Origin of the sequence: Weissella uvarum, from assembly GCF_016908785.1 — a bacterium.
Taxonomy (GTDB): Bacteria; Bacillota; Bacilli; order Lactobacillales; family Lactobacillaceae; genus Weissella; species Weissella uvarum.
Window position 1 is genome coordinate 173,749 of sequence record NZ_JAFBEO010000001.1, and the last position, 25,166, is coordinate 198,914.

General features: G+C 41.5%; 24 protein-coding genes, 2 tRNA genes, 1 pseudogene and 1 other annotated feature (1 of these 28 running past the window's edge). Of the genes and pseudogenes, 7 read left to right on the forward strand and 20 right to left on the reverse strand.

What is annotated here, in order from left to right; translation table 11 throughout:
* Window positions 1-170, reverse strand: a binding site (T-box leader); it reaches 38 nt to the left of the window's first position.
* A 37-nt stretch (window positions 171-207) separates the two neighbouring features.
* From JOC36_RS00885 to femX, 3 genes are all read right to left on the reverse strand, one after another.
* Complete coding sequence (locus JOC36_RS00885; protein ID WP_205144623.1) at window positions 208-561, reverse strand: winged helix-turn-helix transcriptional regulator; 354 nt, start codon at window positions 559-561, stop codon at window positions 208-210.
* Between the two features lie 120 nt (window positions 562-681).
* Entirely contained in the window at window positions 682-1,653 is a 972-nt protein-coding gene (locus JOC36_RS00890; RefSeq protein ID WP_205144624.1) for an amidohydrolase family protein, read from the reverse strand.
* A 52-nt stretch (window positions 1,654-1,705) separates the two neighbouring features.
* The gene (gene femX / locus JOC36_RS00895) at window positions 1,706-2,716 is read right to left on the reverse strand and encodes a UDP-N-acetylmuramoylpentapeptide-lysine N(6)-alanyltransferase (RefSeq protein ID WP_205144625.1); all 1,011 of its coding nucleotides are present in this window, start codon (window positions 2,714-2,716) and stop codon (window positions 1,706-1,708) included.
* Between the two features lie 86 nt (window positions 2,717-2,802).
* Between femX and JOC36_RS00900 the strand changes: the two genes are divergently transcribed.
* The 3 genes from JOC36_RS00900 (at window position 2,803) to JOC36_RS00910 (ending at window position 5,141) form a co-directional block, all read left to right on the forward strand.
* Window positions 2,803-3,573, forward strand: coding sequence for a TrmH family RNA methyltransferase (locus tag JOC36_RS00900; protein WP_205144626.1), 771 nt, complete (start codon window positions 2,803-2,805; stop codon window positions 3,571-3,573).
* 50 nt (window positions 3,574-3,623) lie between these two features.
* Window positions 3,624-4,118, forward strand: coding sequence for an HD domain-containing protein (locus JOC36_RS00905; protein ID WP_205144627.1), 495 nt, complete (start codon window positions 3,624-3,626; stop codon window positions 4,116-4,118).
* Between the two features lie 267 nt (window positions 4,119-4,385).
* A complete protein-coding gene (locus JOC36_RS00910; RefSeq protein WP_205144628.1) occupies window positions 4,386-5,141 on the forward strand; it encodes a glycerophosphodiester phosphodiesterase family protein in 756 nt (251 codons plus the stop codon).
* A 101-nt stretch (window positions 5,142-5,242) separates the two neighbouring features.
* On the opposite strand, the gene JOC36_RS00915 is transcribed toward JOC36_RS00910, so the two are convergent.
* A tRNA-Lys gene (locus tag JOC36_RS00915) sits at window positions 5,243-5,315 on the reverse strand.
* Between the two features lie 174 nt (window positions 5,316-5,489).
* Between JOC36_RS00915 and JOC36_RS00920 the strand changes: the two genes are divergently transcribed.
* Complete coding sequence (locus JOC36_RS00920) at window positions 5,490-5,705, forward strand: hypothetical protein (protein WP_205144629.1); 216 nt, start codon at window positions 5,490-5,492, stop codon at window positions 5,703-5,705.
* Between the two features lie 49 nt (window positions 5,706-5,754).
* Here JOC36_RS00920 and prfB read toward each other — a convergent pair whose 3' ends face one another.
* From prfB to JOC36_RS00970, 10 genes are all read right to left on the reverse strand, one after another.
* Complete coding sequence (gene prfB / locus JOC36_RS00925) at window positions 5,755-6,873, reverse strand: peptide chain release factor 2 (protein ID WP_205144630.1); 1,119 nt, start codon at window positions 6,871-6,873, stop codon at window positions 5,755-5,757.
* 57 nt (window positions 6,874-6,930) lie between these two features.
* Window positions 6,931-9,300, reverse strand: coding sequence for a preprotein translocase subunit SecA (gene secA, locus JOC36_RS00930; RefSeq protein WP_205144631.1), 2,370 nt, complete (start codon window positions 9,298-9,300; stop codon window positions 6,931-6,933).
* 147 nt (window positions 9,301-9,447) lie between these two features.
* Complete coding sequence (gltX, locus tag JOC36_RS00935; protein ID WP_205144632.1) at window positions 9,448-10,944, reverse strand: glutamate--tRNA ligase; 1,497 nt, start codon at window positions 10,942-10,944, stop codon at window positions 9,448-9,450.
* A gap of 68 nt (window positions 10,945-11,012) precedes the next feature.
* A complete protein-coding gene (locus tag JOC36_RS00940) occupies window positions 11,013-12,119 on the reverse strand; it encodes a PIN/TRAM domain-containing protein (RefSeq protein WP_205144633.1) in 1,107 nt (368 codons plus the stop codon).
* 18 nt (window positions 12,120-12,137) lie between these two features.
* Entirely contained in the window at window positions 12,138-13,517 is a 1,380-nt protein-coding gene (gene radA, locus JOC36_RS00945) for a DNA repair protein RadA (protein ID WP_205144634.1), read from the reverse strand.
* A 9-nt stretch (window positions 13,518-13,526) separates the two neighbouring features.
* Window positions 13,527-14,069: a dCTP deaminase/dUTPase family protein gene (locus JOC36_RS00950; protein ID WP_205144635.1), complete on the reverse strand. Its 543-nt coding sequence runs from the start codon at window positions 14,067-14,069 to the stop codon at window positions 13,527-13,529.
* Between the two features lie 103 nt (window positions 14,070-14,172).
* Complete coding sequence (locus JOC36_RS00955) at window positions 14,173-14,463, reverse strand: GNAT family N-acetyltransferase (protein WP_205144636.1); 291 nt, start codon at window positions 14,461-14,463, stop codon at window positions 14,173-14,175.
* Between the two features lie 9 nt (window positions 14,464-14,472).
* Window positions 14,473-15,015, reverse strand: a complete 543-nt coding sequence (locus JOC36_RS00960) for a C40 family peptidase (protein WP_205144637.1) — start codon at window positions 15,013-15,015, stop codon at window positions 14,473-14,475.
* Window positions 15,016-15,074: 59 nt separating this feature from the next.
* Window positions 15,075-15,719, reverse strand: coding sequence for a COG3942 and LysM peptidoglycan-binding domain-containing protein (locus JOC36_RS00965; protein WP_205144638.1), 645 nt, complete (start codon window positions 15,717-15,719; stop codon window positions 15,075-15,077).
* A gap of 283 nt (window positions 15,720-16,002) precedes the next feature.
* On the reverse strand, window positions 16,003-18,147 hold the full coding sequence (locus tag JOC36_RS00970) for an ATP-dependent Clp protease ATP-binding subunit (protein ID WP_205144639.1): 2,145 nt from the start codon (window positions 18,145-18,147) through the stop codon (window positions 16,003-16,005).
* Between the two features lie 445 nt (window positions 18,148-18,592).
* Between JOC36_RS00970 and alsS the strand changes: the two genes are divergently transcribed.
* Together alsS and budA are read left to right on the forward strand one after the other, a co-directional pair.
* Complete coding sequence (gene alsS / locus JOC36_RS00975; RefSeq protein ID WP_205144640.1) at window positions 18,593-20,281, forward strand: acetolactate synthase AlsS; 1,689 nt, start codon at window positions 18,593-18,595, stop codon at window positions 20,279-20,281.
* Window positions 20,282-20,326: 45 nt separating this feature from the next.
* Window positions 20,327-21,040 (forward strand): acetolactate decarboxylase, encoded by a 714-nt coding sequence (gene budA / locus JOC36_RS00980; RefSeq protein WP_205144641.1) that lies wholly within the window; start codon window positions 20,327-20,329, stop codon window positions 21,038-21,040.
* 74 nt (window positions 21,041-21,114) lie between these two features.
* On the opposite strand, the gene JOC36_RS00985 is transcribed toward budA, so the two are convergent.
* The 4 genes from JOC36_RS00985 to JOC36_RS00995 all read right to left on the reverse strand — a co-directional run bounded on the left by JOC36_RS00985 (window position 21,115) and on the right by JOC36_RS00995 (window position 22,205).
* Window positions 21,115-21,186 (reverse strand) — tRNA-Gln (locus JOC36_RS00985).
* A 45-nt stretch (window positions 21,187-21,231) separates the two neighbouring features.
* A complete protein-coding gene (locus JOC36_RS08810) occupies window positions 21,232-21,510 on the reverse strand; it encodes a hypothetical protein (RefSeq protein ID WP_338061810.1) in 279 nt (92 codons plus the stop codon).
* The gene (locus JOC36_RS08815) at window positions 21,511-21,684 is read right to left on the reverse strand and encodes a hypothetical protein (protein WP_338061811.1); all 174 of its coding nucleotides are present in this window, start codon (window positions 21,682-21,684) and stop codon (window positions 21,511-21,513) included.
* 83 nt (window positions 21,685-21,767) lie between these two features.
* A complete protein-coding gene (locus JOC36_RS00995; RefSeq protein WP_205144642.1) occupies window positions 21,768-22,205 on the reverse strand; it encodes a universal stress protein in 438 nt (145 codons plus the stop codon).
* A 216-nt stretch (window positions 22,206-22,421) separates the two neighbouring features.
* On the opposite strand from JOC36_RS00995, the gene rpmF reads away from it, so the two are divergent.
* Window positions 22,422-22,592, forward strand: a complete 171-nt coding sequence (rpmF, locus tag JOC36_RS01000; RefSeq protein WP_205144643.1) for a 50S ribosomal protein L32 — start codon at window positions 22,422-22,424, stop codon at window positions 22,590-22,592.
* Window positions 22,593-22,746: 154 nt separating this feature from the next.
* On the opposite strand, the pseudogene JOC36_RS01005 reads toward rpmF, so the two are convergent.
* Window positions 22,747-23,838 (reverse strand): annotated as a pseudogene (locus JOC36_RS01005) (PTS sugar transporter subunit IIC).
* Between the two features lie 167 nt (window positions 23,839-24,005).
* A complete protein-coding gene (locus JOC36_RS01010; RefSeq protein ID WP_205144644.1) occupies window positions 24,006-25,154 on the reverse strand; it encodes a PTS sugar transporter subunit IIC in 1,149 nt (382 codons plus the stop codon).
* Window positions 25,155-25,166: the final 12 nt, after the last annotated feature.

The window sequence follows — 25,166 nt, forward strand, 5'->3', positions numbered from 1 at the left end:
TATAGTCTTCTGGCTATATCCTCACTTAGTTTGATAACGTAAACAACACGAAAGTGCCTTAACAACACTTTAACTCCTGGTTGAATCTAAATAAGTCCTTTAATTGGGCTCCCACTGTCCCCAACTCGCTAAATAAAAGCGCTTATCTTCTGACCATTCTTTGTCGATAATGCTATTCTACTAAAAATGCAGACACTCCTGCAAGTCCTATGCTTCGGCAGTGCAATCTGCATTCCATTTATCAGACCATTCATGCACAACTTCCATCATATTGCGCATTGATTCACCCTTTTTAGTCAAGGCATACTCAATCAATGATGAATCATCATATGTCCGGCGTTCAACAATGTCATTAGCTTCCAACTCCTTTAGGCGTTCAACCAATACACGATCAGAACACTTCACCACCGTTTGTGATAAATCTTTAAAACGCATTGTGCCATTATTTAGAAGTGATTCAATAATCAATCCATTCCATTTACGCCCCAAAATTTCAAACGTTGCTGCAAACTTATCACAAATTTGTACATTTTCTGGTGCGGTTGCTGTATTATCTGCCATCTGATTTTCCTCCTCATGCTAAGTTTCGTCTTTAATCTGTCTATTTCATTCTATTACTAAAAGTCAACAAACACAACACACCTAGCACCGTTTTTTTCTAAGAAAACGCTTATTATTCGCTTAGCACTGGGAAGGGTCGACTGCTTCCAGTACAGCTCGTTTTGCTTCTGAATTAAAATATAAGCGCTCAGCATTTTGATAATAAACATTTTCTAAAGCTGATGTCGGCATAATATCTGCTTTTTCGAGCCAACTTGCTAAATCAGCATACGCATTGAATGTCGCCGACCATGGCGAATCAGTTCCCCAGAGTAGGCGCTCACTTCCTAAGGTCTGATAAGCCCGCTTTACCAATTCTGTTGAAGCCATATAGGGTTGGCTCGTTTCATCATTAATATCTTGAATTGCTGCTAGATCAGTATAAATATTTGTGAAAGGTTGCCATTGATCCAGCGTGTTTTGATACAAAGCTAATTGATTGGTTTGGCCAAACGAGAGATGGCACACAACAAAATTTAACATGGGATAACGTTGTGCCAAGTTCACAATCGCTTCAGGCTGATGACTAATCTGATCAGCAGAACCATAATCAACGATAATATTAAATCCAGGATAATTTGCTAAATAATGGAGCATTTGCCCCACCCGTGGATCCAAATCTAGGCGAAATGGCGTCGTCACATGGTAACCATGCATGCCACCACCCGCGCTAATTTCTAACTTCATCGAACGAAAGCCTAAATCGCGGACATGCCTTTGCAAAATCGTCATAAACTGTTCCGTAAAGGGATCGACCGAAAAAGCACCCATAAAACGGTCTGGATACTGGCGCATCGTTTGCCAAGTATAATAATTTTGATAACCATTTAAACTACCTTGCAGCACCATTGCCTTGTCAATACCATTGGTGTCCATTAATCGCAGCACCGCTTCCGCCGTGAAATCAGTCTCACCATATTCATTTGGCAACAAATGGATCAGAGTCCCATCATCCCAGATTGCATCCCCATTTCCAAGTGCGTTTAAACGTCCCTTACCATTAAAGCCAGCGATATTTTGTACCAAGTGTAAATGCGCATCAATCTTTTTCATCTATTTATCCTTTCCTGCAAAAAAAGTCATGACCCTAGTCATGACTTTTTCATTAATCTTGCACGAGTTCATCATAAGCGGCTTGGTCAAGCACCTTATCGATTTCTCCAATGTATTCAACTGGGGCATCCTTCACGAAGACATGCTTAAAGACATACAAACTGTCATCCGTTGATTCAGATTCAATTCCACCAAGGTCGTAACGCTCAACCTTACTATCAATCGCCCATTGAATCATCTCAGATTGCACGGCATATGGGGCATAATAAGTATTACCATCCATTGAACCGGCATACATGTACCAAATCTTTGGGCCATACTTAATTGCAATCCCAGTTGAAAGTAATTCACCTTCGCGTTCCGCCACGAAAATTTGCATCGTATCAGCATCAAAGGCTGCCTGCATGCGTTGGAAATACTCAATTGGACGGTATGAAATACCATGACGATTGGCCATCGTTTGATAAGTTTTAAAGAACTCATCCAATTCAGTTGCCGTATTGCCTGAGTGTACTTCAACACCATCACGGAATGGACGCTTGATCTTACTCTTCGTCTTTGAAGGATACAAATCAAGTGTCGTCTGGGCATCGGGGAACTTAGTCAAATCCAACACCATGTTTAACCTTGGTTGAATCGTTGCATGCATGCCTTGGTCAGCCACGTTTTTATTACGTGTCTTATAACCGCGAGCCATTAGAGCCTCATTTAATTCATCACTATAAGGAACTTCAGGGTCAAAGCGCAACACATATGCGCGACCGTCTAAAGCAGTCACCGCTTCATCAACTAATTGATCCAACAAATCTAGATCAGTAACATCCATCACTGGTCCTTTTGAAGCGTAAGCAAACTTTTTACCGGTTTTAGTATCTGACAACAACATTGACATCGCTGCTTTGATGTCTCCATTGTCGTCTTCTAAATAAACATCAATTGGTTCCCAATTATTTTTAACTTCTGCCCAACCTAAATCTTGGGTTACTTGACCATAAGGTGATTGACGCACAAAAGCATCATAACGTGCGACCGCTTGAGGGTCGTTTAAATCTAACACTGGCATGGGTATATCCCTCTTTTCAATTACTTTATAAGATTATTCTATTATAACATAAGCATATTTTACAGAATCAGCGTATAATGAACTTTATGGAAAATATAACATCAAATCAAAATAGCCGTGTGAAAGCATGGCAAAAATTACAGACCAAAAAGGGTCGCGATAAGAGTCAAACTTACCTCTTAGATGGTTGGCATCTAGTCCAGGAAGCAATTCATCATGATGGCCACTTACATGCCATCATGGGGACATCAGCTCAATTAACAGAACACCAGGATGAATTTCCCCAAGGGGTTCCGCTATTTGAAATCACTGCTGATATTGCCAAAAAATTATCTGATCTCGTGACGCCACAAGGTATTTTCGCCGAAGTTTCATTGCCTAACGCAACTCGTGAGCCACAATATATTCACCAAGGAGCTTGGCTTTTCTTGGATCACATTCAAGATCCTGGAAACGTTGGTACAATGGTACGTACAGCTGATGCAGCTGGATTTGCTGGGGTTGTCTTCGGTGAAGGTTCAGTTGACCCTTATGCCCCTAAAGCAGTTCGGGCAATGCAAGGTAGCCAATTTCACTTAACAATCACAACCGGTGATTTATTAAATTGGACACGTACATTCCAAGCTAATGACATGAATGTTTACGGAACTCAATTAGACGAACAAGCGGCTGATCTCTTTACCATTCCAGCCCAAACTGATTTCGCATTAATTATGGGTAACGAAGGTCAAGGCATGCAAGACGACTTAGTCCAAGCTACAACACAGAATCTCTATATTCCACTTAGTGGTGAAGCCGAGTCATTGAACGTTGCAGTGGCCGCTGGGATTGCCATGTTCGCTTTAAGCCAACATTAACCCTAGCAGAGTAAGCTAGCTATATCTTAAAGATTGAAGGGAGGGATTAGATGCGCGATTGGCGTGAAGATACCGAATATGTCGACATTGTCAGTGATTTGTTGCGTGATCCAGCCGTACAGGAATTGGGTCAATACGTTCAGCATCATCACTCAGACCGCCTAACCCACTCCATTAATGTTTCATATCAGAGTTATGTATTGGCAAAGCGGTTCCATTTAAATGCACGAGCGGTCGCACGTGGCGGTTTACTCCATGATTTATTCTTTTATGATTGGCGTGAAACCAAGTTTGAATTAGGCACACATGCTTATATTCATCCCCGAGTGGCTTACCGGAATGCTGAAAAAATCACAGACTTATCACCAATGGAAAAGGACATCATCCTAAAACATATGTGGGGAAGTACTTCTGCTTTACCTCACTATTGGGAAAGTGTCTTGGTTGATATGGTTGATAATTACCAAGCGATTGCTGAGTTTTTTACTCCAGCAACCGAAAGATTCAAACGAATTAAACAACGCAAAACACGCAAGGCTAATTAACTTTTGTTAATGGCCTTTTTTTATTGCAAAAGCACAGGTAAAATGTATTAAAAATGTAACGTGGCTTAGCTCTCATATCGTAGTATTTTGGGGTAATCTGTACTTTTAAATCACATTCCTATAACAAATGTAATTAAAATCTTTACGTTAAATATCGGCTTATGTGTTGTGCTTTTACATAAAAAGTTTAAGCTATAACTGTAGTCAAACAAGGACTACCAAATTTAGTCACCAAAGCCGAAAATGAGGAAAAGTAGAGATAAAATTATGACTAATATTATTGCCCATCGTGGGTTTTCAGCCATTGCCCCTGAAAATACCTTCGCTAGTTTTGCACCCATGCAACAGTACCAATTAGACTGGTTTGAGACCGATGTTTCAATCACAGCCGATGGCCAACTCGTTTTACTACATGATGATAAGCTTGACCGGACAACTGACCACACTGGTGAACTCACTGACCTAACCTTCGATGATATTGTCGATGCCGATGCTGGTAGTTGGTTTGGGCCTGACTTCGCACAAACCCGTTTACTTACCATCAACGATTTAGTTCAAATCGTTGAAGAATCACATGTTAATTTGCATCTTGAACTCAAAGGGATTACCGGTCCTAACGGTACACAACTCGCAAATGAATTGATACAAAAACTTGCACCAACTCTTAACTACTTAAATACATTGGTGGATCTCTACATTTCAAGCTTTAACCCGGTTATGCTTATGAAAATGCATGCCCTTGCACCAGATTTAAAATATGCCGTCCTCTATGACGCCGGCCAATTTTATCCTGACTGGCAATTAGTTGCGGACGCTTGCAACGCGAGCTACATTCACTTAGACGTTTCAGATGCAACACCTGAAAATATCGCTACTATTCACGAACGTGGTTTCGGCGTAAATGTCTACACTGTAAACGATTTGAATGTTGTCGCTGAGCTAGAAGCAAACGGCGTTGACGGCATCTTCACTGATATTGCCGATCAGCTGGTTCCACAAAAAGTTGATGCCATTGCCATTTAAATACAAAATAAAAAGCGCCAAGCTGGTTTCCCCAGCTTGGCGCTTTTTATAATACTACCGGCAAAAAGAAAAGCACATACTAGACGTATGTGCTTTTGGAATGTCCCCGCACGGACTCGAACCGTGGACCCAAGGATTAAAAGTCCCTTGCTCTACCAACTGAGCTACGGAGACATGCCATTCGCTAACAAATTAGCTTACTTAAACTATTATACTTACTCCTTGAGAAATATCAAGATTTTTATGCTTTTTTCCAAAATTTTCTTGCGAAATCCCCCATATGATTGAAATTAGCAGTAAATTTATATATGCTTGTCACAAGAAACTAACGAAATCAGGAGTAATCTTATGTCACGCAAGAAAAAACCAACCGCGCAAAAGCAATCACAAAAAAATAATGATGATCCCGAAGCGCAACTACGCGAATATGAAAATCATGCCGTTAATCAAGCAACTGATACTAAACCTACCCCCTATCCGCTTTGGGTTCGCGCCCTTGTGATTGGTATGCTCTTAGTATTGTTATTCGGTGTCATTGCCGGTGCCTTTTACATGTTCTTCTAAATCATAAACAAAAACAAGCTTAACCAGTATTGGCTAAGCTTGTTTTTATTTATTCCGGATTTTCTGAAGCAAGCTTCCAGCGCAGATAAGCATCAATGAACGGATCTAAGTTACCATCCATCACTGCTTGTGGATTACCAGATTCATAATTAGTCCGATGGTCTTTTACCATGCGATATGGTTGGAAAACATACGAACGAATCTGTGAACCCCAACCATTTTCCATTTGCTCACCAGCAATCTTTGAACGTTCAGTCTCTTTTTTGTCCATTTCTAATTGATACAACTTAGCCCGCAACATATTATAGGCTAAATCCTTATTTTGGAACTGAGAACGTTCTTGTTGCGAAGCCACCACGATTCCAGTTGGTTCGTGAGTCAAACGCACCGCTGATGAAGTTTTATTAATATGTTGACCACCAGCTCCAGAAGCACGATAGACGTCCATTTTAACGTCAGCTGGATTAATTTCAACATCAACTGAATCATCTAGCTCAGGCATCACATCAATTGAAACGAATGACGTATGGCGCCGTCCCGCTGAATCAAACGGTGAAATCCGCACAAACCGGTGTACCCCACGTTCAGACCGCAAGTAACCGTACGCATTCTTTCCCGTAATCTTTAACGTAGCCGAATCAATTCCAGCAACATCACCCGCATGATAGTCTAAAATATCGACTTTAAAGCCATGCTGTTCAGCCCAACGGGTATACATCCGCTGCATATTGGCACCCCAATCAGCTGATTCCGTTCCACCAGACCCCGGATGAATTTCCAAGATGGCATTGTTCTTATCATATGGCTCATTCAAAAGTTGTTCCAAACGATAAGCGTCTAAGTCAGTTGCCAAGCGTTCCAAGTTGTCTTCAATTTCAGCTTGCATATCGCTATCGTCAGGCTCTTCTTGTAACAATTCGAGTGCCGCCGTTGCTTCTTCAACTTCTTGCGTCAAACGCACATAGTTATCACGACGATTCTTTAAATTATTATTTTGATCAATCACTTTTTGTGCTGCTTCGTGATCATTCCAAAAATCAGGATGGCTCATTTCATCCTCATTGGCTGCAATTTCATCATTCATGGCATCCAAATCCAATGACTCGCCAAAATTTTCGACTTCAGTCCGCATCTCATTTAAGCGATTACGCGCCTCTGCAATTTCCATAAGCACCTCATTTCTTCTTAAATAAAAAAGTCGGGAAAGACTCCCGGCTTTTTTGTCTTATTCAGACCGTAGGTTTTGACGAATTTCAGACTTCATGAAGAGACGCGTTGCATCATACTCAATTGATGCAATCATTTCTTCAAACATACGATAGCCTTCTTCTTGATATTCAATCAAAGGGTTCAATTGACCATAACCACGTAATTGAATTGAATCACGCAATTGGTTCATATTGTCCATATGTTCAGTCCAATAATTATCAACAACCCGCAAGATCACAACTCGGGTAAATTGCAAGAATTGTTCTTCATCATCAAGTTGGGCTTCTTTTTCGTCATAAACTGCCTTAGCTCGTTGATACAAGTAATCTTTCAACTCTTCTGGGGTCTTGTTGCGCAAGTCTGACACTTGAATATCATCTTGAGGGACTAAGACTGAACGCGCAAAGTTATTGATGGCAAACAAATCCCAATCACTTTCTTTACCGTTCGTATTGTTATCAACGACCCGGTTAATCGTCCGTTCAGCCATTGGTAAGATAACATCCTTCAAGGAATGCTCCTCATCGATAACTTGATTACGATTAGCGTAGAAAGTCTCACGTTGTTGTGACATGACATCATCGTACTGCAAAACGTTCTTACGTGAATCATAATTATTACCTTCAACACGCCGTTGCGCAGATTCAACTGAACGTGTAATCAAACGATTCTTAATTACCGCATCTTCATCCTGCAAGTTCATTGATTCCATCATATTCTTTAGGCGTTCACCACCGAAACGAAGCATCAAATCATCTTCAAGTGACAAGAAGAATTGTGAGTAACCAGGGTCACCTTGACGACCAGCACGTCCACGTAATTGATTATCAATTCGTCGTGATTCATGACGTTCAGTACCGATAACTGCCAATCCACCTAATTCCTTCACACCAGGTCCAAGCTTAATGTCAGTTCCACGACCAGCCATGTTAGTGGCAATCGTAACGGCACCCTTTTGACCCGCATTTGCGATAATTTCAGCTTCCTTGGCGTGGTTCTTGGCATTCAACACATTGTGCGGAATGCCACGTTGATCCAATAACTTTGAAAGATATTCTGATGTTTCAACCGCGACAGTACCAATCAAAATTGGTTGACCAGCTGAATGCAATTGATCTACCAAGTCAACCACCGCATTAAACTTTGAATGCAAGTTTGGATATAACAAATCTGGTTCGTCCACACGTTGGATTGGACGGTTGGTTGGAATCGTAATAACTTCCATGTTGTAGATTTCACGGAATTCTTCGGCTTCAGTTTGCGCCGTTCCCGTCATACCTGACAACTTGTTGTAACGACGGAACAAGTTTTGGTAAGTAATTGAAGCCATCGCCCGATTATCTTCTTGCACTTGTACCTTTTCCTTAGCTTCCAAAGCTTGGTGCAAGCCATCAGAGAAACGACGACCTTCTTGAATACGACCTGAGAATGAGTCAACCAAGACAACTTCCCCATCACGTACAACATAGTCCTTGTCGTTGAACATCGTGTAGTTAGCACGCAAAGCTTGATCAATGTGGTGTGTTAAGGCCGCATTTCCAGCCGCATAAAGGTTTGGCAAGCCAAACTCTTCTTCACCCTTACTGATACCTTCATCGGTCAAGTTAACTGTCTTTGTTTCCAAATCAACAGTGAAATCTTCACCTTCTTTAAGTTTCTTGGCAAAGCGGTCAGCCTTGTAAAAGAGTTGCTTATTTTCTTGAGCTGGTGCTCCAGAAATAATCAATGGTGTTCGCGCTTCGTCAATCAAAATCGAGTCAACTTCATCGACCAATGCAAAGTTCAAAGGTCGTTGGACACGATCTTCTTTACGACCAACCATGTTATCACGTAAGAAATCAAACCCAATTTCTGAATTGGTTGAATAAGTAATATCTGCGTTATAAGCTTCACGTTTTTCTTCTGGTGATAATTCTGATAGGTTGATGCCAACCGTTAAGCCAAGCCACTTATACAATTGACCCATTTCTTCACCGTCACGCTCAGACAAGTATTCATTAACCGTCACAACGTGAACCCCTTTTTGAGGTAAGGCATTCAAATAAACCGCCATCGTCGCCGTCAAGGTCTTTCCTTCACCAGTCCGCATTTCAGCAATGTTTCCACCATGCAAGACCAAAGAACCCATGATTTGCACTTTAAATGGGAAAAGTCCTAGCACACGCTTAGCCGCTTCACGAACAACGGCAAAGGCTTCAGGCAAGATATCATCCAGCGTTTTCCCATTTGCTAATTGTTCACGAAAATAAGGCGTTTTTGCTTGTAATTCTTCATCTGATAGCGCCGCCATGTCATCTTCATATGACATTACTTTATCGGCGGTACGAGACAAACGCCGGAGCGTACCTCGATCACTTTCAATAACTTTTCGTATTGGATTCGCCATTCTAATCTTCCTTTTTTCAACAATTTTTAATTATTATTTTAGCTGTTAATCCTTACTATAATAACATTCTTTTACCAATTATCATAGCCTCCTACACGGCCAGCTAAAAAACACAGTCCCAAATTTTAGGACTGTGTTTAATTTAGCTTATAAAAATTCTTGAATATTAGCGAGCGTTTGTTCACGACCTAATAATTCAAGCAATGAACCCAAGTTAGGCCCTTGCTCTTGACGTGTTGTGGCAATCCGCAATGGATTCCAAAGCGCGCGAGCCTTAATGCCAGTTTCATTTTGAATTTCACGAATTGCTGCCAAAATATTATGAGCATCAAAAATTGGTAATGCTTTTAATTTCTCGCTAAAGAGATTTAACAACATTGGCACATCTTCGCCAGCCATCCACTCTTTTTGTGAATCACTAATCTCGTCAGCCTTTGGCATCTTGAAAAAGACCGGTTCAATCAACGGCACAATTTGAGCTGTATACGAAACGCCATCCATGTAAACATTCATCACTGAACGTAACCATTGCATCTTCTCTGCTGTCAATTCCTTTGGATCTACGAGCTCTGACTTAACAAGTTGTTGCATCATCTTGTCAAAGACCATGTCTTGGTCGCCATTCTTGATCCACTCATTATTAATCCATTCCAACTTCTTATTATCAAACTTAGCGGGCGACTTTGAAAGACGTTCTTCATCAAATTGCTTAATCAATTGCTTCTTGTTGAAGATTTCCTTCTCGCCAACTGGAGACCACCCCAATAGCACAATGAAGTTCATCATGGCTTCAGGCAAGTACCCCAGTTCACGGTATTGTTCGATAAATTGCAAAATGGTTTCGTCACGCTTTGAAAGCTTCTTACCCGTCTCAGCGTTGATAATCAATGACATGTGGCCAAAAATTGGTGCTTCCCAACCAAAGGCTTCGTAAATCATCAATTGCTTTGGCGTATTTGACACATGATCATCTCCACGCAGTACGTGTGAAATCTCCATCATGTGGTCATCAACAGCAACCGCAAAATTATACGTAGGCATGCCATCAGCCTTTTGAATCACCCAATCACCACCAATTGTGTCTGAGTTGATTTCAACATGCCCCTTGACCATATCATCCCAAGCATAAACTTTATTTTCAGGAACGTGCAAACGCACAACACTTGGTAAACCTTCTGCTTCAGCCTTAGCTTGAGCATTTGCAATTTCATCATCACTCATGCCAGCATATTCATAAACATAGTGAGGTGCTTGCTTAGCAGCTTGTTGCGCCTCACGCTCAGCTTGCAATTCGTCAGCAGTCTTATATGACTTATAAGCCAAACCACGATCCAAAAGTTCTTGAATCAATGGCTTATAAATATCCAAACGTTCTGATTGGCGATAAGGACCATAAGCACCAGGATTTTCAGGTGATTCATCCCAATCTAAACCAAGCCAAGCCAAATTATCCAATTGTGAACGTTCACCATCTGCAATATTACGCGTTTGGTCAGTATCCTCAATCCGAATGACAAATTCACCATTGTAATGACGAGCGTACAACCAATTAAATAAAGCTGTTCGCGCATTTCCAATGTGTAAATGTCCAGTTGGTGATGGTGCATACCGAACCCGAATCTTCTTCTCTGTTTCTTCAGTCATAGTCAAATCTGACTCCTTATCTTTTTGTCCATTCTAATATACCGCCGAATCGCTCTTGATTCAACGTTTTAAACCAGCTTACCAAAAATCATGCGACCTGCATCCGTCTGCAAAGCTGACGTGACTTCAACAGTTACCCGTTCTTGGAGCTTGTCACGGCCATCTTCAACAACGACCATTGTCCCATCATCTAAGTAACCAACCGCTTGCTGACGTTCAGTACCGTTTTTAACCAAAAGCACTTGTAAATGATCGCCAACTTTAATACTTGGTCGTAAAGCACCCGCTAATTCATTTAAGTTCAATACTTGTACATCTTGGAACTGGGTCACTTTATTCAAATTAAAATCATTCGTCACTAAGGCTCCGTTTAAATCTTTTGCTAAACGAATTAACTTTTCGTCAACCTCTTTGATGTCATCATAATCGCCTTCCCACATTTCCAAAGGCACCGCATCCATTTCTCGCAATTCATTTAACACATCTAAACCACGTCGGCCACGAACACGCTTTAATTCTTCTCCTTTGTCAGCTAGATACTGTAGCTCATACAAAACAAAGTTAGGGACCAACAAAGTTCCTTCGATAAAGCCAGTTTTAACAACATCCAAAATGCGTCCATCAATCAAAATATTTGTATCTAAAATCTTGTAATGATGGTAATTTGGCTCATTCTCTGCATCAACTGTCTCGTCATTTTTCTTTGTCTTGCCACGAATCTTTGTTAAGCGTGAAACGTTATTTAACGATGGTATTAGATTCCGCCATTCATCAATCCGTGTTGTTCCCAAGCGAAATCCCAAATAACCGAATAAGAGCATAATAATAACGGGAATCACTGAGCTCAACAAGACATTATCCATTCGTTGTAGAGGTACCGTAATCACAACTGCCAGAACTAATCCAATTAAAGTTCCTAGCGAACCTACAAGCAACATCAATGGTGACTGTGCATTTAACATATTTTCTAAACGGTGAATAAAGTTATCTACCAAGCGCCAGGTTGGCAAACTCAGAATAAAAAATAACACCCCACCAATTAAAAAGTTCACGATATAATTATTCAGCCATAAATTGTTTTGAAAACCAATTAGTTGCCATAACAGCGGCATGATATTTAAAGCCAGTGCGCCGCCGATAATGACGTAAACTAATTGTATAATTCTTTTTCGCATCCACTCAAACCTCCTTTTTTAATCTAATGCTTTACCCAAAGCTTCTGATAAAGTTTTCACACCAACAACCTCAATGGTATCCAACGCCTGCTCCTGACTGGCATCAATCGCTTTAACAGGTACAAAAATCCGCTTGAAGCCCAATTTCTGTGCTTCCAAAATCCGATCTAGCATGCGCGGTACACGTCGCACTTCGCCAGTTAAACCAATTTCACCAACAAAGGCGTCTCCCACACGTGTTTCTTTATCTCGATAACTTGAAGCAATCGCAACCGCTAAAGCTAAATCAATCGCTGGTTCATCAAGCTTCACACCACCAGCAGCACGCACGTAAGCATCCTCATTTTGCATCAATAGACCAGCTCGCTTTTCAAGCACCGCCATCAAGACTGAAATCCGATTACGATCAATCCCTGAAGCTGTCCGTTGCGCATTTCCAAATACAGTTGGCGTTACTAACGCCTGTACCTCAACCAAGATTGGTCGCGTGCCTTCTAATGCTACAACCACTGCCGATCCACTTGCATGTTCCAAACGCTCTTCTAAAAACATTTGCGATGGATTAGTAACTTCCTGTAAGCCTTCATGAACCATCTCAAAAACACCTAACTCGTTAGTTGACCCAAAACGATTTTTTGTGGCTCGAAGCAGACGATAACTACGTTGATTATCCCCTTCAAAATACAAAACCGTATCGACCATGTGCTCTAAAATTTTAGGCCCAGCAATCGCGCCTTCCTTTGTCACATGACCGACAATAAAGATCGTAATGCCGTTCGTTTTTGCAATTTGCAATAATTCTGCCGTTGTCTCACGGATTTGTGCCACCGAGCCAATTGCTGATTGAATATCAGGTTGTTGCATTGTCTGAATCGAATCAATGACCACAAAATCAGGCTTGGCCTCATCAATCGCTTTGCGAATCAATGCCATATCCGTCTCTGGGTACAAGTAAAACTCGGCATCCCCCCGAACGCCTAAACGCTCGGCCCGCAATTTAATCTGTGACGCACTTTCTTCCCCAGATACATACAAAACTCGCTGTCCATGATTCGAAAGTTCTCCAGAAATTTGAAGCAACAATGTCGATTTACCAATCCCCGGATCACCACCAATTAATACTAAAGAACCTGGCACTATGCCACCACCAAGCACCCGATTAAATTCATCTGAATCAGTCAAAACTCGTGGTGTCTCTTCAATATTCACTTCATCAAGTTTTTCAACCTTAGCAACTTGCCCTTCCAAATTCACCCGCGACTTGCGGTCCACTTTTTCAGGTTGTTGCACTTCTTCAACCAAAGTTCCCCAAGCACCACAATTTGGACAGCGTCCCATATAACGTTGTGAGACATTCCCACAATTTGAACAAACAAATTGGGTTTTTGTTTTCGCCATGTGTTCTCCTTAATTAACCCCTGAACTACCAAAGCCCCCAGTTCGCGTGGCTTTTTCATTCAGTTGATCATCATCTGTCACTAAGTAAGGCATGAAAATTCCTTGGGCAATCCGCTCACCTTGCTTAATAGTCCGGTCCGTTAGACCCCAATTAATCATTTGCACAAAAATTTCGCCTTCATTTTGAGGATTATCAACATAATCTGCGTCAATAATCCCCACCCCATTTGGTAAGACTAAACTACGTTTCAATGGATTTGATGAACGATTAGCAATCATCAAATATTCATTTTCATTCAAATAAACTTTAACGCCAGTTGGCACCAAGAACGGTTTGAGTGTCGTTTGCGCTTCTAATAATTCTGCACTCGTTAATTGTTCGCTAATCCGAATTTTCTTCAACGCCCGTAAAAATGGCACACGCCAAACAGAAGGCAGTACAAAATCGGTTGCTGCTTGCAAATCATACCCAGCTGCTTGCTTTGTGGCACGCTTTGGTAAAGGTAAATCTGCATCTTGATATTTACTTACAATTTCAAATTTTCTTGTCATCTTTTTTCTCATTTCTAACTGTGTTTACATGCAACACAACTACAATCATTATACCTAAATTTAGGTCATTAAAAAAGCGAACCCCTTGGCTCGCAATAAGTTTTTAATGTTTGGGTGTTGCAACATCTGCATATTTACTCTGCCGCATAAAAGCCTGCTTAACATAAGGACAGACCGGCTCTAAAAGCACTTCATTTTCCCGCGCCAAGTTTGCTAAAGCATCCAGTAATTGTTCAGCAATTCCTTGCCCCCGATAAGCTGGGTTAACGAAGGTATGGGTTACTGGCCAAGTGTGATTTTTGTCTGTTTGTGTATAACGAATCTCACCAACTAATTGATCATTGTCATCAGTTAAAAATATACGTCCTGATTCGTATTTCATTGCTTGCGCCATCTCGTTCTCCTAACGTAAACTGCCGACCACATCAGGTTGCCAACTCGGTGCAACTTTCTGAATTAAGACCACCTGTGCCATTAAATCTACCGTCAAATACTCAGCATGTCCTAAATACACACCCGCATTTGTAATTAACGCTGGGGTCCCCCAGAACAACAAATCACCAGGCATGGCTTCGGCCAAACTAACATGTTGGACGCGATCCAATTGCGTTTTTAAATCTAATGGAAAACTAACACCATAAATATGATTGTAAACATATTGAATTAGCCCAGCAATATCAAAGCCTGTATCTAAACGATTCCCTTGCAAATGATAAGGTTTACCCAATACCGTTTCAACAACCGCCCACAGCTGATCACGCATGCTATCCATCACCAATTGCATCATGTCATTCTGTATTTTTTGCGTATTCGTGCCAGGAGTGAAGTAGGCCGAAATAATCTCAAAAGCCCGTTCCCCCTCTGGTGGTCGAAATTCAATTTCGCTATCCACTTCATTGGCGTCATTTAAATGGACTACCCGTCCCGGTTCAATTTGATATGACATTACGGCTCCTCCTCCTTTCATTATACAAAAAAAGCCTCGTTACAACGAGACTTTTATGATTAATGGATAAATGTCAATCCAGCAGCTGAGATAGTCCGAGTGTGGTAAGCCAATCCAGCATAGTTACCTTCAGAAATCTTAATTGTACCGTCAGGGTTAACTGAATCAACAACAGCCACGTGTCCGTATGCTGGGTTAATGCCAGCGCCGTGACTAAAGACAACTACTGAACCAGCAGCTGGTGTTCCGTCAACCTTGAAACCGGCAGCAGCAGCACTAGCTGGCCAGTTAACTGCGTTACCCCAGTTGTTACCAACCCATGGCAAAGCGTTCTTTACGAACCATGTGCATTGTCCAGCGGGATAAGTGTTTGAAGCATCTGTCACAGCGTGTGAAGTTGTTTGAGTGCTTGCAGTCGTGGTAGTAGCTTGCGCTGTCGCTGCAGTGTTTTGACTAGCAGGCTTAGCAGCTGAAGCTGACTTTGAAACCTTCAATTCTTGACCAACGAAAATCAAATCAGGGTTAGTAACCTTGTTAATTTTTGCAAGTTCGCTAACTGAAACATCGTTAGCCTTGGCGATTGAGTAAAGCGTGTCACCTGACTTAACAGTAACTGAGTCGGCTGAAGCAACAGCAGTTGCGCCTCCAAAGGCCGCAACAGCACCGGCAGTTGCTAATAGGGTATTCTTAGCGGTTGTATTCATGTTATCCATCCTCCAGTTTATTTTCTTAGTTGTATGTATTTGATGAACGCGAAAAGTAATTTGCATTATAACCATTTCTGTTTGCAGAAACATAAATAGCTTTTTTCAATTCAATGACGTCATCCAATCAATGTTGGTCATTACGTCAAAGAAACAAATTCAGCAATTCACATTCACTATCTTACCATAGCTTTAGAAATTCTTAAATTACGACAATGTAACAATTTAATTGATTTTACAACACAAAAAAAGGAACGCTGAATTCAGCGTTCCTTTTGAAGCATTAGCCCTCAGGATCTGGGTTCAATTCGTCGTTTTCAACGTGCTTCTTTTCTTCATTTTCGTCAACAGTTTCTTCAACTGCATCCTTAGCTTCTTCCTTACGATCAACCACTTCTTGGTTAGGATCTGACTCAGCAACAACCACAATTTCATCATGGTGTACTTCGGCACGAAGATCCTTTACTTCAGGGTTGTCAAGGTAGAAGTCCGCAATCTTGTCTTCAAGTTGATTTTGGATGACCCGACGAAGTGGACGAGCACCCATCTTAGGATCGTAACCCATATCAACTAACATGTCCTTAGCAGCATCTGTTACGTAGATGTGCAAGCCCTTAGTTGAGATAGTCTTATTCATATCATCCAACATCAAGTCAACAATCTTGTATAGGTTCTCCTTGTTCAAAGGATCAAATTCAACAATCGCATCGAAACGGTTCAAGAATTCTGGCTTGAAGTATGGAGCCAAACGGTCCATCAAGTCAGTACCTTCAGGAGCATCTTGACCAGCGTTTGAAGTCATGATGACAATTGTATCCTTAAATGAAACCACGTGTCCTTGTGCATCAGTCAAACGTCCATCGTCAAGAATCTGCAAGAACATATTCATGACATCTGGATGAGCCTTTTCAACCTCATCAAGTAGAACGATTGAGTATGGATGACGACGAACAGCTTCAGTCAATTGACCTGATTCTTCATATCCAACGTAACCAGCTGGAGCACCAATCAACTTAGATACAGATTGCTTCTCCATGTATTCAGACATATCGAAACGAATCATGCTATCTTCAGTTCCAAAGAGTTCCTTAGCTAATTGCTTTGCAGTTTCAGTCTTACCAACACCAGTAGGTCCAACAAAGAGGAAGCTACCAATTGGACGACCTGACTTGTTAAAGCCAACACGGTTACGACGGATAGCCTTGGCAACCTTTTCAGTCGCGTCATCTTGGCCGATAACGTGGTCAGCTAATTGCTTATCTAAGTTCTTCAATTGTGTTTGCTCAGAATCTGCCATTTCTCCGACAGGAATACCAGTCTTATCTTCAACAATCTTCTCGATGTCTTGCTTAGTAACCGTCTTCGTTGCATCATTTTGAGGCTTTTGGTTTTGAACCGCCTCTAATTGTAATGTCAATTGGTTAACTTGATCACGCCAGTATCCAGCCTTCTCAAAATCTTCATCATCAGCAGCTTGCTTCTTGTTCTCTTCGGCTGCGTCAATCTTCTTTTGGATTTCCTTTGGATCCCCAACCTTCAATGAAAGGTTCTTCTTTGATCCAGCTTCATCCATTAAGTCGATGGCCTTATCAGGCAAGAAACGATCTTGAATGTAGCGGTTTGACAAATCAACCGCAGCTTCAATTGCGCCATCTGAGTACTTTACCTTGTGATACTCTTCGTAACTAGGTTGAATACCCTTCAAAATTTGTACCGCTTCATCAGTTGATGGTTCATCAACCATAACTGTTTGCAAACGACGAGCAATCGCTCCATCCTTTTCAATGTCACGGTATTCATTCAATGTGGTTGCACCAACAAGTTGGAAATCACCACGAGCCAAAGCTGGCTTCAAAATGTTTCCAGCATCCATTGATCCTTCACCGGTGCCACCGGCGCCCATGATTTCATGAATTTCATCAATGAACAAGATGACATCCTTACGCTTTGAAACCTCATCCATCAACTTTTGCATCCGCTCTTCGAATTCACCACGTACACCAGTTCCTTGAACAAGTGATACGACGTCCAAACGAATGACTTCCTTATCTTGTAGCTTTGCAGGTACCTTAGCACTAACAATTGCTTGTGCCAAGCCTTCTACAACCGCCGTCTTACCAACTCCAGGTTCACCAATCAAAACTGGGTTGTTCTTTGAACGACGATTCAAAATTTCAATGACGCGATCAATTTCTTCATCACGACCAATGACTGGGTCAAACTTACCACGACGAGCTAACTCGGTCATGTTAATGCCATATTGATCAAGCAAACCTTTCTCCTGTTGAGGTTGTTGTGCTTTGCGTTGTCCACGCATCTGATCTTGTTGTGACCGTGACATTTGTGCACGGTTCAAACGTGATGCATCATCATTCATCATACGAAAAATATCGTCAAAATCTGAAAATCCAAATGTATCTTGTGCCATAAATGCGGCCTCCTTATTTCTATACATTAACTTGTACTTGTAATCTGTACGTTAGGTCGCGAAAAAGTTGCGTTATTAATTTCTAAATTATCTTTAATTCCTAATTCCTAATTCCTAATTCCTAATTCCTAACTTACATTATCTATATTAGCACTCATCGGCCAAGAGTGCAAGTGTTTTATGAAATTTTTTTAATCTTTTTGTTACAATTGAAATAATAACATATTAAAGCGCTTTCTTCATTAAAATATTTAAAACTTTTGCACTTTTTTCGGGGTCATTTTTTATTTTTTTAATTCAAATTGTTCTATTTGCGGCGCCTCAATTGAAATTTTTGAAATTTATAACCTTATTTCCCCGCTCTTTTTGTTGTACAATGAAAGCAGATTTGAACGGTCCTAGAACCGTTACTTACATCATAATATATATAATAGGAGTGACATTCATGCCTGATGCACAACGTTACGGTGCCGACTTACTTGTCGACACATTAAATAATAATGATATTGATTTAGTTTTTGGAATTCCTGGTGCTAAAATTGACCGGCTTTTCGAACGTCTCGAACATCCACTTGCTGGACAAACTTCACCCCGCCTTGTGGTTGTTCGGCATGAACAAAATGCCATCTTCATGGCGCAGGCCTTTGCCCGCATTACTGGTAAGCCCGGTGCCGTTATTGCCACCTCTGGTCCAGGTGTTGGAAACCTTGCAACTGGTTTGATGACCGCTAGTGCTGAAGGTGACCCAATCTTAGCAATTGGGGGACAAGTACCTCGAAAAGATTTATATCGCCTAACCCACCAAAGTACACCATCAACTGAAATCTTCAAGCCCATCACAAATTATTCTGCTGAAATTCAAGACCCTAATAATATTTCAGAAATCGTTTCAAATGCCATCGTTGCTGCCAAAGGTGGTCCTAAGCCAGGTGCTGCCTTTGTTTCAATGCCACAAGACGTTGATGATGCACCAATCGACACACAAGCGATTCCTGCCGTTCACGCACCAAAAATGGGTGCTGCATCACTTACAGACATTGATTGGCTAGCTGATCAAATTAAAGCTGCTAAACTCCCCGTTTTGTTAGTTGGACAACGTGGTTCTGATGATGAAACAACTCATGCGCTTCATGAATTATTGGAGCAAACCACACTCCCAGTTGTCGAAACTTTCCAAGGTGCTGGTGTCCTTTCACGTGAGCTAGAAAAAGCTTCATTCTTTGGACGCATTGGCCTTTTCCGGAATCAAGTCGGTGATCGCTTGTTAGCAGATTCTGATTTAGTGATTACAATTGGATACGATCCAATTGAATACGAGCCACGAAATTGGAATGCCGAAAAGAACTTGCGCATCGTAGCATTAGATACCGCAGCTGCTCAAATTGATAATAACTTCGCACCTGAACGTCAATTAATTGGTAATATTGCCGACACGATGCATGCTTTGCAATCACGTATTATCGGATACGAATTGCCAAATGCTTCATTAGATACGTTAGCTAGTTATAAACAAGAGCTCATCGAAGCTGATGAACCAAATTACACACCAGCTGCGCCTAATTTGAACCATCCCCTTAATATCATCAAATCGTTACAAGCTCACGTAACTGATGACATGACTGTAGCAACCGACATTGGTTCTCATTACATTTGGATGGCACGCCATTTCAAGTCTTATGTCCCACGTCACTTCCTAATTTCTAATGGTATGCAGACCCTTGGTGTTGGTTTACCTTGGGCGATGGCCGCTGCAATGGTGCGCCCAAATGCCAAAGCCGTTTCTGTCTCAGGTGATGGTGGTTTCTATTTTTCTGCTCAAGAACTTTCAACAGCGGTTGAATTAGGACTTAATACCGTCAGCTTAGTTTGGAACGACAATGCCAACTATGACATGGTCAAATTCCAAGAAGAGAAGAAATACGAAGGTCAATCAGCCGGGGTTAAATTTGCCCCAATTGACTTAGTTAAATTTTCTGAATCAATGGGTGCCAAAGGCTTACGGGTTGAATCACCTGATCAATTGGACGCTGTCTTAGATGAAGCCTTTGCCACTGAAGGACCTGTCGTTGTCGACATCCCCGTTGATTATTCACATAACTACGAATTAGCTGAACTGGTTGAATCAGAAGGTTAATGTACACTAGGTCGCTCATAGCGGCTTTTTTTGGAGGAAAAATTCATGTCAAAAATTTATCAACACAGCACGCTTGCTGCCCTTATGGCCAAACAAATGCAGGGAACGACAACAATTGGTGATTTGCTCACCCATGGTGATACTGGAATCGGTACTTTAGCTGGTGTCGATGGTGAAGTCATCATTTTAGATGGAGACGTCTATCAAGCCGATGAATTCGGCAAGGTCAATCACATCACCGATATGCAAACGACCTTACCTTTTGCAACCGTTCATTTTGCCAGTGATGTAGCGCAAAATATTGATGTCGCTGCGACTGATTTTGCTGGCTTAGCCGACCTACAAGATGTTTATCACTTTACCAATAACTTTGCAGCGCTACGTCTACATGGACAATTCGAACATGTGCTAGTACGAGCAGCGCCTAAGTCAGAGGTCCCTTATCCTAGTTTGCTTGAAGTCTCAAAAAAGCAACCTACATTCACCGCTGACCAGGTCAGCGGTACAATTGTTGGATACTTCTCTCCCAGCCTCTATCAAGGTACTGTAGCCGCTGGATGGCATTTGCATTTCTTAAGTGACGACCACACTTTTGGTGGCCACTTACTTGAAGTTCAAACCCAACAAGTAACTGGAACATTGGAATCATTTAGCGATTTCCAATTGCATCTGCCAATCGAAGATCAAAGCTTCCGTGATCACAATGCCGATGTTGATGATTTAGATGCTGGCATTAAAGCTGCTGAAGGTGGCCACTAAACCAGTCTCTTCTCAAATAACTTAAATATGTAGAAAAAAAAGCCTCGGGAAACTTCCCGAGGCTTTTATTTTTACTGGGCATGCTGGATTCGAACCAGCGCATGATGGCACCAGAAACCATTGCCTTACCGCTTGGCTAATGCCCAAAAATCAACTTTTTAATTATACAACAGCGGTGCAAAGTTGACAAGTTATTCATACTGGTGCGCATAGGTCTTCGACCGTGATACGACTTTAGCATCAAAGGCCTGAATAAATGTTAAAATTTCTCGCGCTTTCACCTCTCCAAAGACTTCAACCCACCCATCAAATCGTAATTGTACCCGCTCGGTAACAATCGCTTCAATTTCCATCCCCCGCTCAGTTAGATGCAAGAGCATCCGTCGTCGATCACCGTGATCTGGTTCCTGATAGACATACTGACGTTGCAATAACGTTTTGATTTGCCGTGAAATCGCCGCTCGCGTCACTCAGCGATTATTCACTATCGCACTAAGTGTAATGCCATCCTCTTTTGCAACCTGGTTCATAATCAGATATTGTTCAAAGGACAAACCATATTCATCCGCCGGCTCAGCAATCACCTCGTCCAAGTACCTCAAAGTCGATAAATAAGCTTCTATGTATTCATTTAATAGTTCCATTCCGAACTCCCTATGCACAATCGTCAAAACGCTTTAGCGTAAAAAAGGGACGTTTTACACGTCCCTTGATTCATCACACATCTCTAGCGTACAATCATTACCGTAATTTCGGCATGGTTGGCCACGTAATTTGATTGAGATCCAAAATAGTGACGACCACTTTTCTTTGAATGAGCACCCATCACAACTAAATCAGCATTCGTATCATCGATGATGTTTTTAACAATCTCTTCACCTGGCTCACCTTCAGCATAAACCGGTTGAACATCAGCGACACCAGCATCCAAAGCTTGCTTTTGGAATCGCTTTAAATCGTCTTGGACTTTTTGTTGAGCAGCTTGTAACTTATCCTTACTTAAGACATCGAACGTATTGAGTTGATTAGGTTCCAAAAATGACACAATGGTTAGCTTTGACCCATCTTCTTGTGCTTGGTGAATCGCATTGACTAAAGCCAATTGTCCCAAATCAGAATCGTCTACCGCAACTAAAATATTTTTAAAACGCTTAGGTTCAACCATACTAAATTCTCCTCTTGAAATGATTAATTTTTTGCTACACCTAAATTATGAACTTATCCCGCAACTTTGTAAATACATCCGTCCCAAACCAGTAAAATTATCTAAAAACTTGACAAACTCCCAAAAATCAGGTAATTTAGAACAGTTGAAAAAATAATCGATTATAAATAACACTGCCTTCTTTTACAGCTCGGCGGTGTAAGGGAGGATTTATTTATGGCAGTTCCTGCACGTAAGACATCAAAGATGAAGAAGCGCATGCGTCGTGGTGGTCGTGGTGGTCTTAAGACTAGCGCACTCCACTTGAACGAAAACGGCGTTTATGTACGTAACCATCATGTTGCCAAAGATGGTTCATACAAGGGTAAGCAAGTTATCTCTAAGTAAGTAATCAAACATCAGCATTTGCTGGTGTTTTTTTATTGTTTATAATTTTAGAAAATAAAAGCACGTCTCACAAATGAGACGTGCTTTTTTTATGACATTTCTTGCTTTAAATCTTTTGGCTGGTAGAACTTCAAAACACGTGTAAAGATATAATTCATAACCAAGCCCACCAAAATTGGTACCACGAACCAGTAATCAAACCCGGAATCACGCCTACCGCATGATTCATAAAGGCCGAATCACTACCATGCATCACCATTGATTGGATTGGCGCCACCATGCCGATCCAACCAAAGCCAGCTGACGTTGGAGTCCCTTGGACATTAAAGAACTTCACCGCCAACGAACTAATTGCTGCTGTGGATGTAAAAGCGGCAAACATTTTGGGATTTTTAAAGATACTTGGCATCATCCCCTTCATGGCGCCCAGAAAGACTGCCACAGATGTTCCCAAACTATTTACCTGCAAAGAATTGATTAGAATAATCACAGTTGTTGAAACGACACCAATGGCGGCCGCACCTGCACCAAGCCCCGACAATGAAATTGCCAACGCAATGCCGACAGTCGAAATTGGCGTCACAATCAAGCATGAATATGCCATCGCTAACAAAATAACCATTGGTAAGGTCTGCAACGCCGTTAGCATTGCAACGAATTCTCCGATGGCTGTGGTAACTGAAGCAACATACGGTGCAATTGTATGTCCCAAAAGACCAACACCGCCACCAATCAAGATTGGGCTTAGAATAATGGCTAATGCGCCAAAACCATTTAAATACTTAGCAACGAGCCAGATGACCAGGACTGCAATTCCCGCTACGATCATCGCGTTAATCACATCCCCCGCCCCGAAGGCCATATAAATCGTTCCTGGCTCTTTAGCCACAATCTTTGTAACTGGATGGACAAATCATTCCGGCGCGGTCGCCCACTTAAATGAGCCTGTTGAAGCGCCTGTGGCGATTGCCATGACGCCAACATCTAATGAGCGCATATTAAATTGTAAAGCTGTTAAAACGCCAATAATAATAGGTAGAAAAGAACAAAAAAGAACTAAAATTGCATTTAAATCCATCGCCCACGTTTGTCCACTTTCAACAAATGGCATGAGCAAATATTTTACAATCGCCGACGGACACACCGCAACAATAATTCCTTGCGCTGAACCGTTCAAGACTTTAAAAAAGAAGTCTTTCACTGTGAGGTGATAAGAACCATCAAAAGTTTGTGTTGAATCTGTCATCGATTTACTCCAATATGAATGTATTTCTAGTGAATATGTATGTCATCCTTCCACAAATATTGATTTTACCACACAAGTTCAGTTTTTCACATATATTTTTAGCTAAATTTTGAATTTATATAAAATAAAAAACCTTTAGTATCAACATACTAAAGGTTTTTTATTAATTACATATCTTGTTTGAAGTCTTCAGGCTTGTACATATGGAAAACCTTTGTGAAAAGATAATCCATGATAAATCCGGCCACAATTGGCACGATAAACCAAGTCACAATACCTGGGAGAATTGAAACAACGTGACTAACGAAGGCCTTGTCAGCACCTTCAGCTAACATTGATTGGATTGGTGAAACCATTCCGATCCAACCAAATCCGGCTGACGTTGGTGTTCCTTGCACATTGAACAAGGCCACCGGCAAGGCGCTAACAGCTGCCGTTGCTAAGAATGATAGAATCATAATTGGCTTTTTAAAGACAGCTGGCATCATTCCCTTCATTGCCCCTAAGAAGATGGCTACCGTCGTACCAGGCTTGTTAACCTTCAATGAGTTGATCAACAACACCACCGTTGTCGCAACAACTCCAACTCCAGCTGCACCGGCTCCCATTCCTGCTAATGAAATTGCCAAAGCAATTCCCACTGTTGATACCGGCGTAATAATCAAGAAGGCAAAGGCCATCGCAATCAGAATTGCCATTGGCAATGGTTGTAGTTGCGTAAACATCTCAACCCCATTACCGATTGCAGTTGTAATTGCTCCAACATATGGTGCCAAGAAGTGACCCAACATGGCCACACCACCACCAATTAACAAAGGACTCAAAATGATTGCGACTGCGCCGAAACCATTCAGATACTTAGCAACTAGCCAAATGACCAAGACCCCAATGGCAGCCACCAACATGGCATTAATCACATCTCCGGCGCCTTGGGCAAAGTAAACTGTGCTTGCTGCCGTTGTTTTAACGCCAGTGATCGGATTAACGAAACCAGCAGGAACCGTCGCCCATTTAATGGAACCAGATGCTGCTCCAGTTGCAATCGCCATTACACCAACATCAAGTGGCTTCATTTTGAATTGCAAAGCAATGGCAACCCCAATCAAAATTGGAATGAACGAACTAAACAGTACCAAAATTGAATTAAGGTCAATTGCCCAACTTTGACCACTTTTAATAAATGGCAAAAGGACATATTTCAAAACAGCTGAAGGCAAAACACCAATCAAAATTCCTTGTGCTGAACCGTTCAAAATCTTAAAAAAGAAGTCTTTGAAAGTAAACTTATAGCTACCATCAAAATATTCGTTAGTCATAATTCTCCTACT

Coding starts and splice junctions, on each gene's coding strand:
- JOC36_RS00885 (WP_205144623.1), bottom strand. CDS start 561: ATGGCAGATAATACAGCAACCGCACCAGAAAATGTACAAATTTGTGAT.
- JOC36_RS00890 (WP_205144624.1), bottom strand. CDS start 1,653: ATGAAAAAGATTGATGCGCATTTACACTTGGTACAAAATATCGCTGGC.
- femX (WP_205144625.1), bottom strand. CDS start 2,716: ATGCCAGTGTTAGATTTAAACGACCCTCAAGCGGTCGCACGTTATGAT.
- JOC36_RS00900 (WP_205144626.1), top strand. CDS start 2,803: ATGGAAAATATAACATCAAATCAAAATAGCCGTGTGAAAGCATGGCAA.
- JOC36_RS00905 (WP_205144627.1), top strand. CDS start 3,624: ATGCGCGATTGGCGTGAAGATACCGAATATGTCGACATTGTCAGTGAT.
- JOC36_RS00910 (WP_205144628.1), top strand. CDS start 4,386: ATGACTAATATTATTGCCCATCGTGGGTTTTCAGCCATTGCCCCTGAA.
- JOC36_RS00920 (WP_205144629.1), top strand. CDS start 5,490: ATGTCACGCAAGAAAAAACCAACCGCGCAAAAGCAATCACAAAAAAAT.
- prfB (WP_205144630.1), bottom strand. CDS start 6,873: ATGGAAATTGCAGAGGCGCGTAATCGCTTAAATGAGATGCGGACTGAA.
- secA (WP_205144631.1), bottom strand. CDS start 9,300: ATGGCGAATCCAATACGAAAAGTTATTGAAAGTGATCGAGGTACGCTC.
- gltX (WP_205144632.1), bottom strand. CDS start 10,944: ATGACTGAAGAAACAGAGAAGAAGATTCGGGTTCGGTATGCACCATCA.
- JOC36_RS00940 (WP_205144633.1), bottom strand. CDS start 12,119: ATGCGAAAAAGAATTATACAATTAGTTTACGTCATTATCGGCGGCGCA.
- radA (WP_205144634.1), bottom strand. CDS start 13,517: ATGGCGAAAACAAAAACCCAATTTGTTTGTTCAAATTGTGGGAATGTC.
- JOC36_RS00950 (WP_205144635.1), bottom strand. CDS start 14,069: ATGACAAGAAAATTTGAAATTGTAAGTAAATATCAAGATGCAGATTTA.
- JOC36_RS00955 (WP_205144636.1), bottom strand. CDS start 14,463: ATGGCGCAAGCAATGAAATACGAATCAGGACGTATATTTTTAACTGAT.
- JOC36_RS00960 (WP_205144637.1), bottom strand. CDS start 15,015: ATGTCATATCAAATTGAACCGGGACGGGTAGTCCATTTAAATGACGCC.
- JOC36_RS00965 (WP_205144638.1), bottom strand. CDS start 15,719: ATGAATACAACCGCTAAGAATACCCTATTAGCAACTGCCGGTGCTGTT.
- JOC36_RS00970 (WP_205144639.1), bottom strand. CDS start 18,147: ATGGCACAAGATACATTTGGATTTTCAGATTTTGACGATATTTTTCGT.
- alsS (WP_205144640.1), top strand. CDS start 18,593: ATGCCTGATGCACAACGTTACGGTGCCGACTTACTTGTCGACACATTA.
- budA (WP_205144641.1), top strand. CDS start 20,327: ATGTCAAAAATTTATCAACACAGCACGCTTGCTGCCCTTATGGCCAAA.
- JOC36_RS08815 (WP_338061811.1), bottom strand. CDS start 21,684: ATGGAACTATTAAATGAATACATAGAAGCTTATTTATCGACTTTGAGG.
- JOC36_RS00995 (WP_205144642.1), bottom strand. CDS start 22,205: ATGGTTGAACCTAAGCGTTTTAAAAATATTTTAGTTGCGGTAGACGAT.
- rpmF (WP_205144643.1), top strand. CDS start 22,422: ATGGCAGTTCCTGCACGTAAGACATCAAAGATGAAGAAGCGCATGCGT.
- JOC36_RS01010 (WP_205144644.1), bottom strand. CDS start 25,154: ATGACTAACGAATATTTTGATGGTAGCTATAAGTTTACTTTCAAAGAC.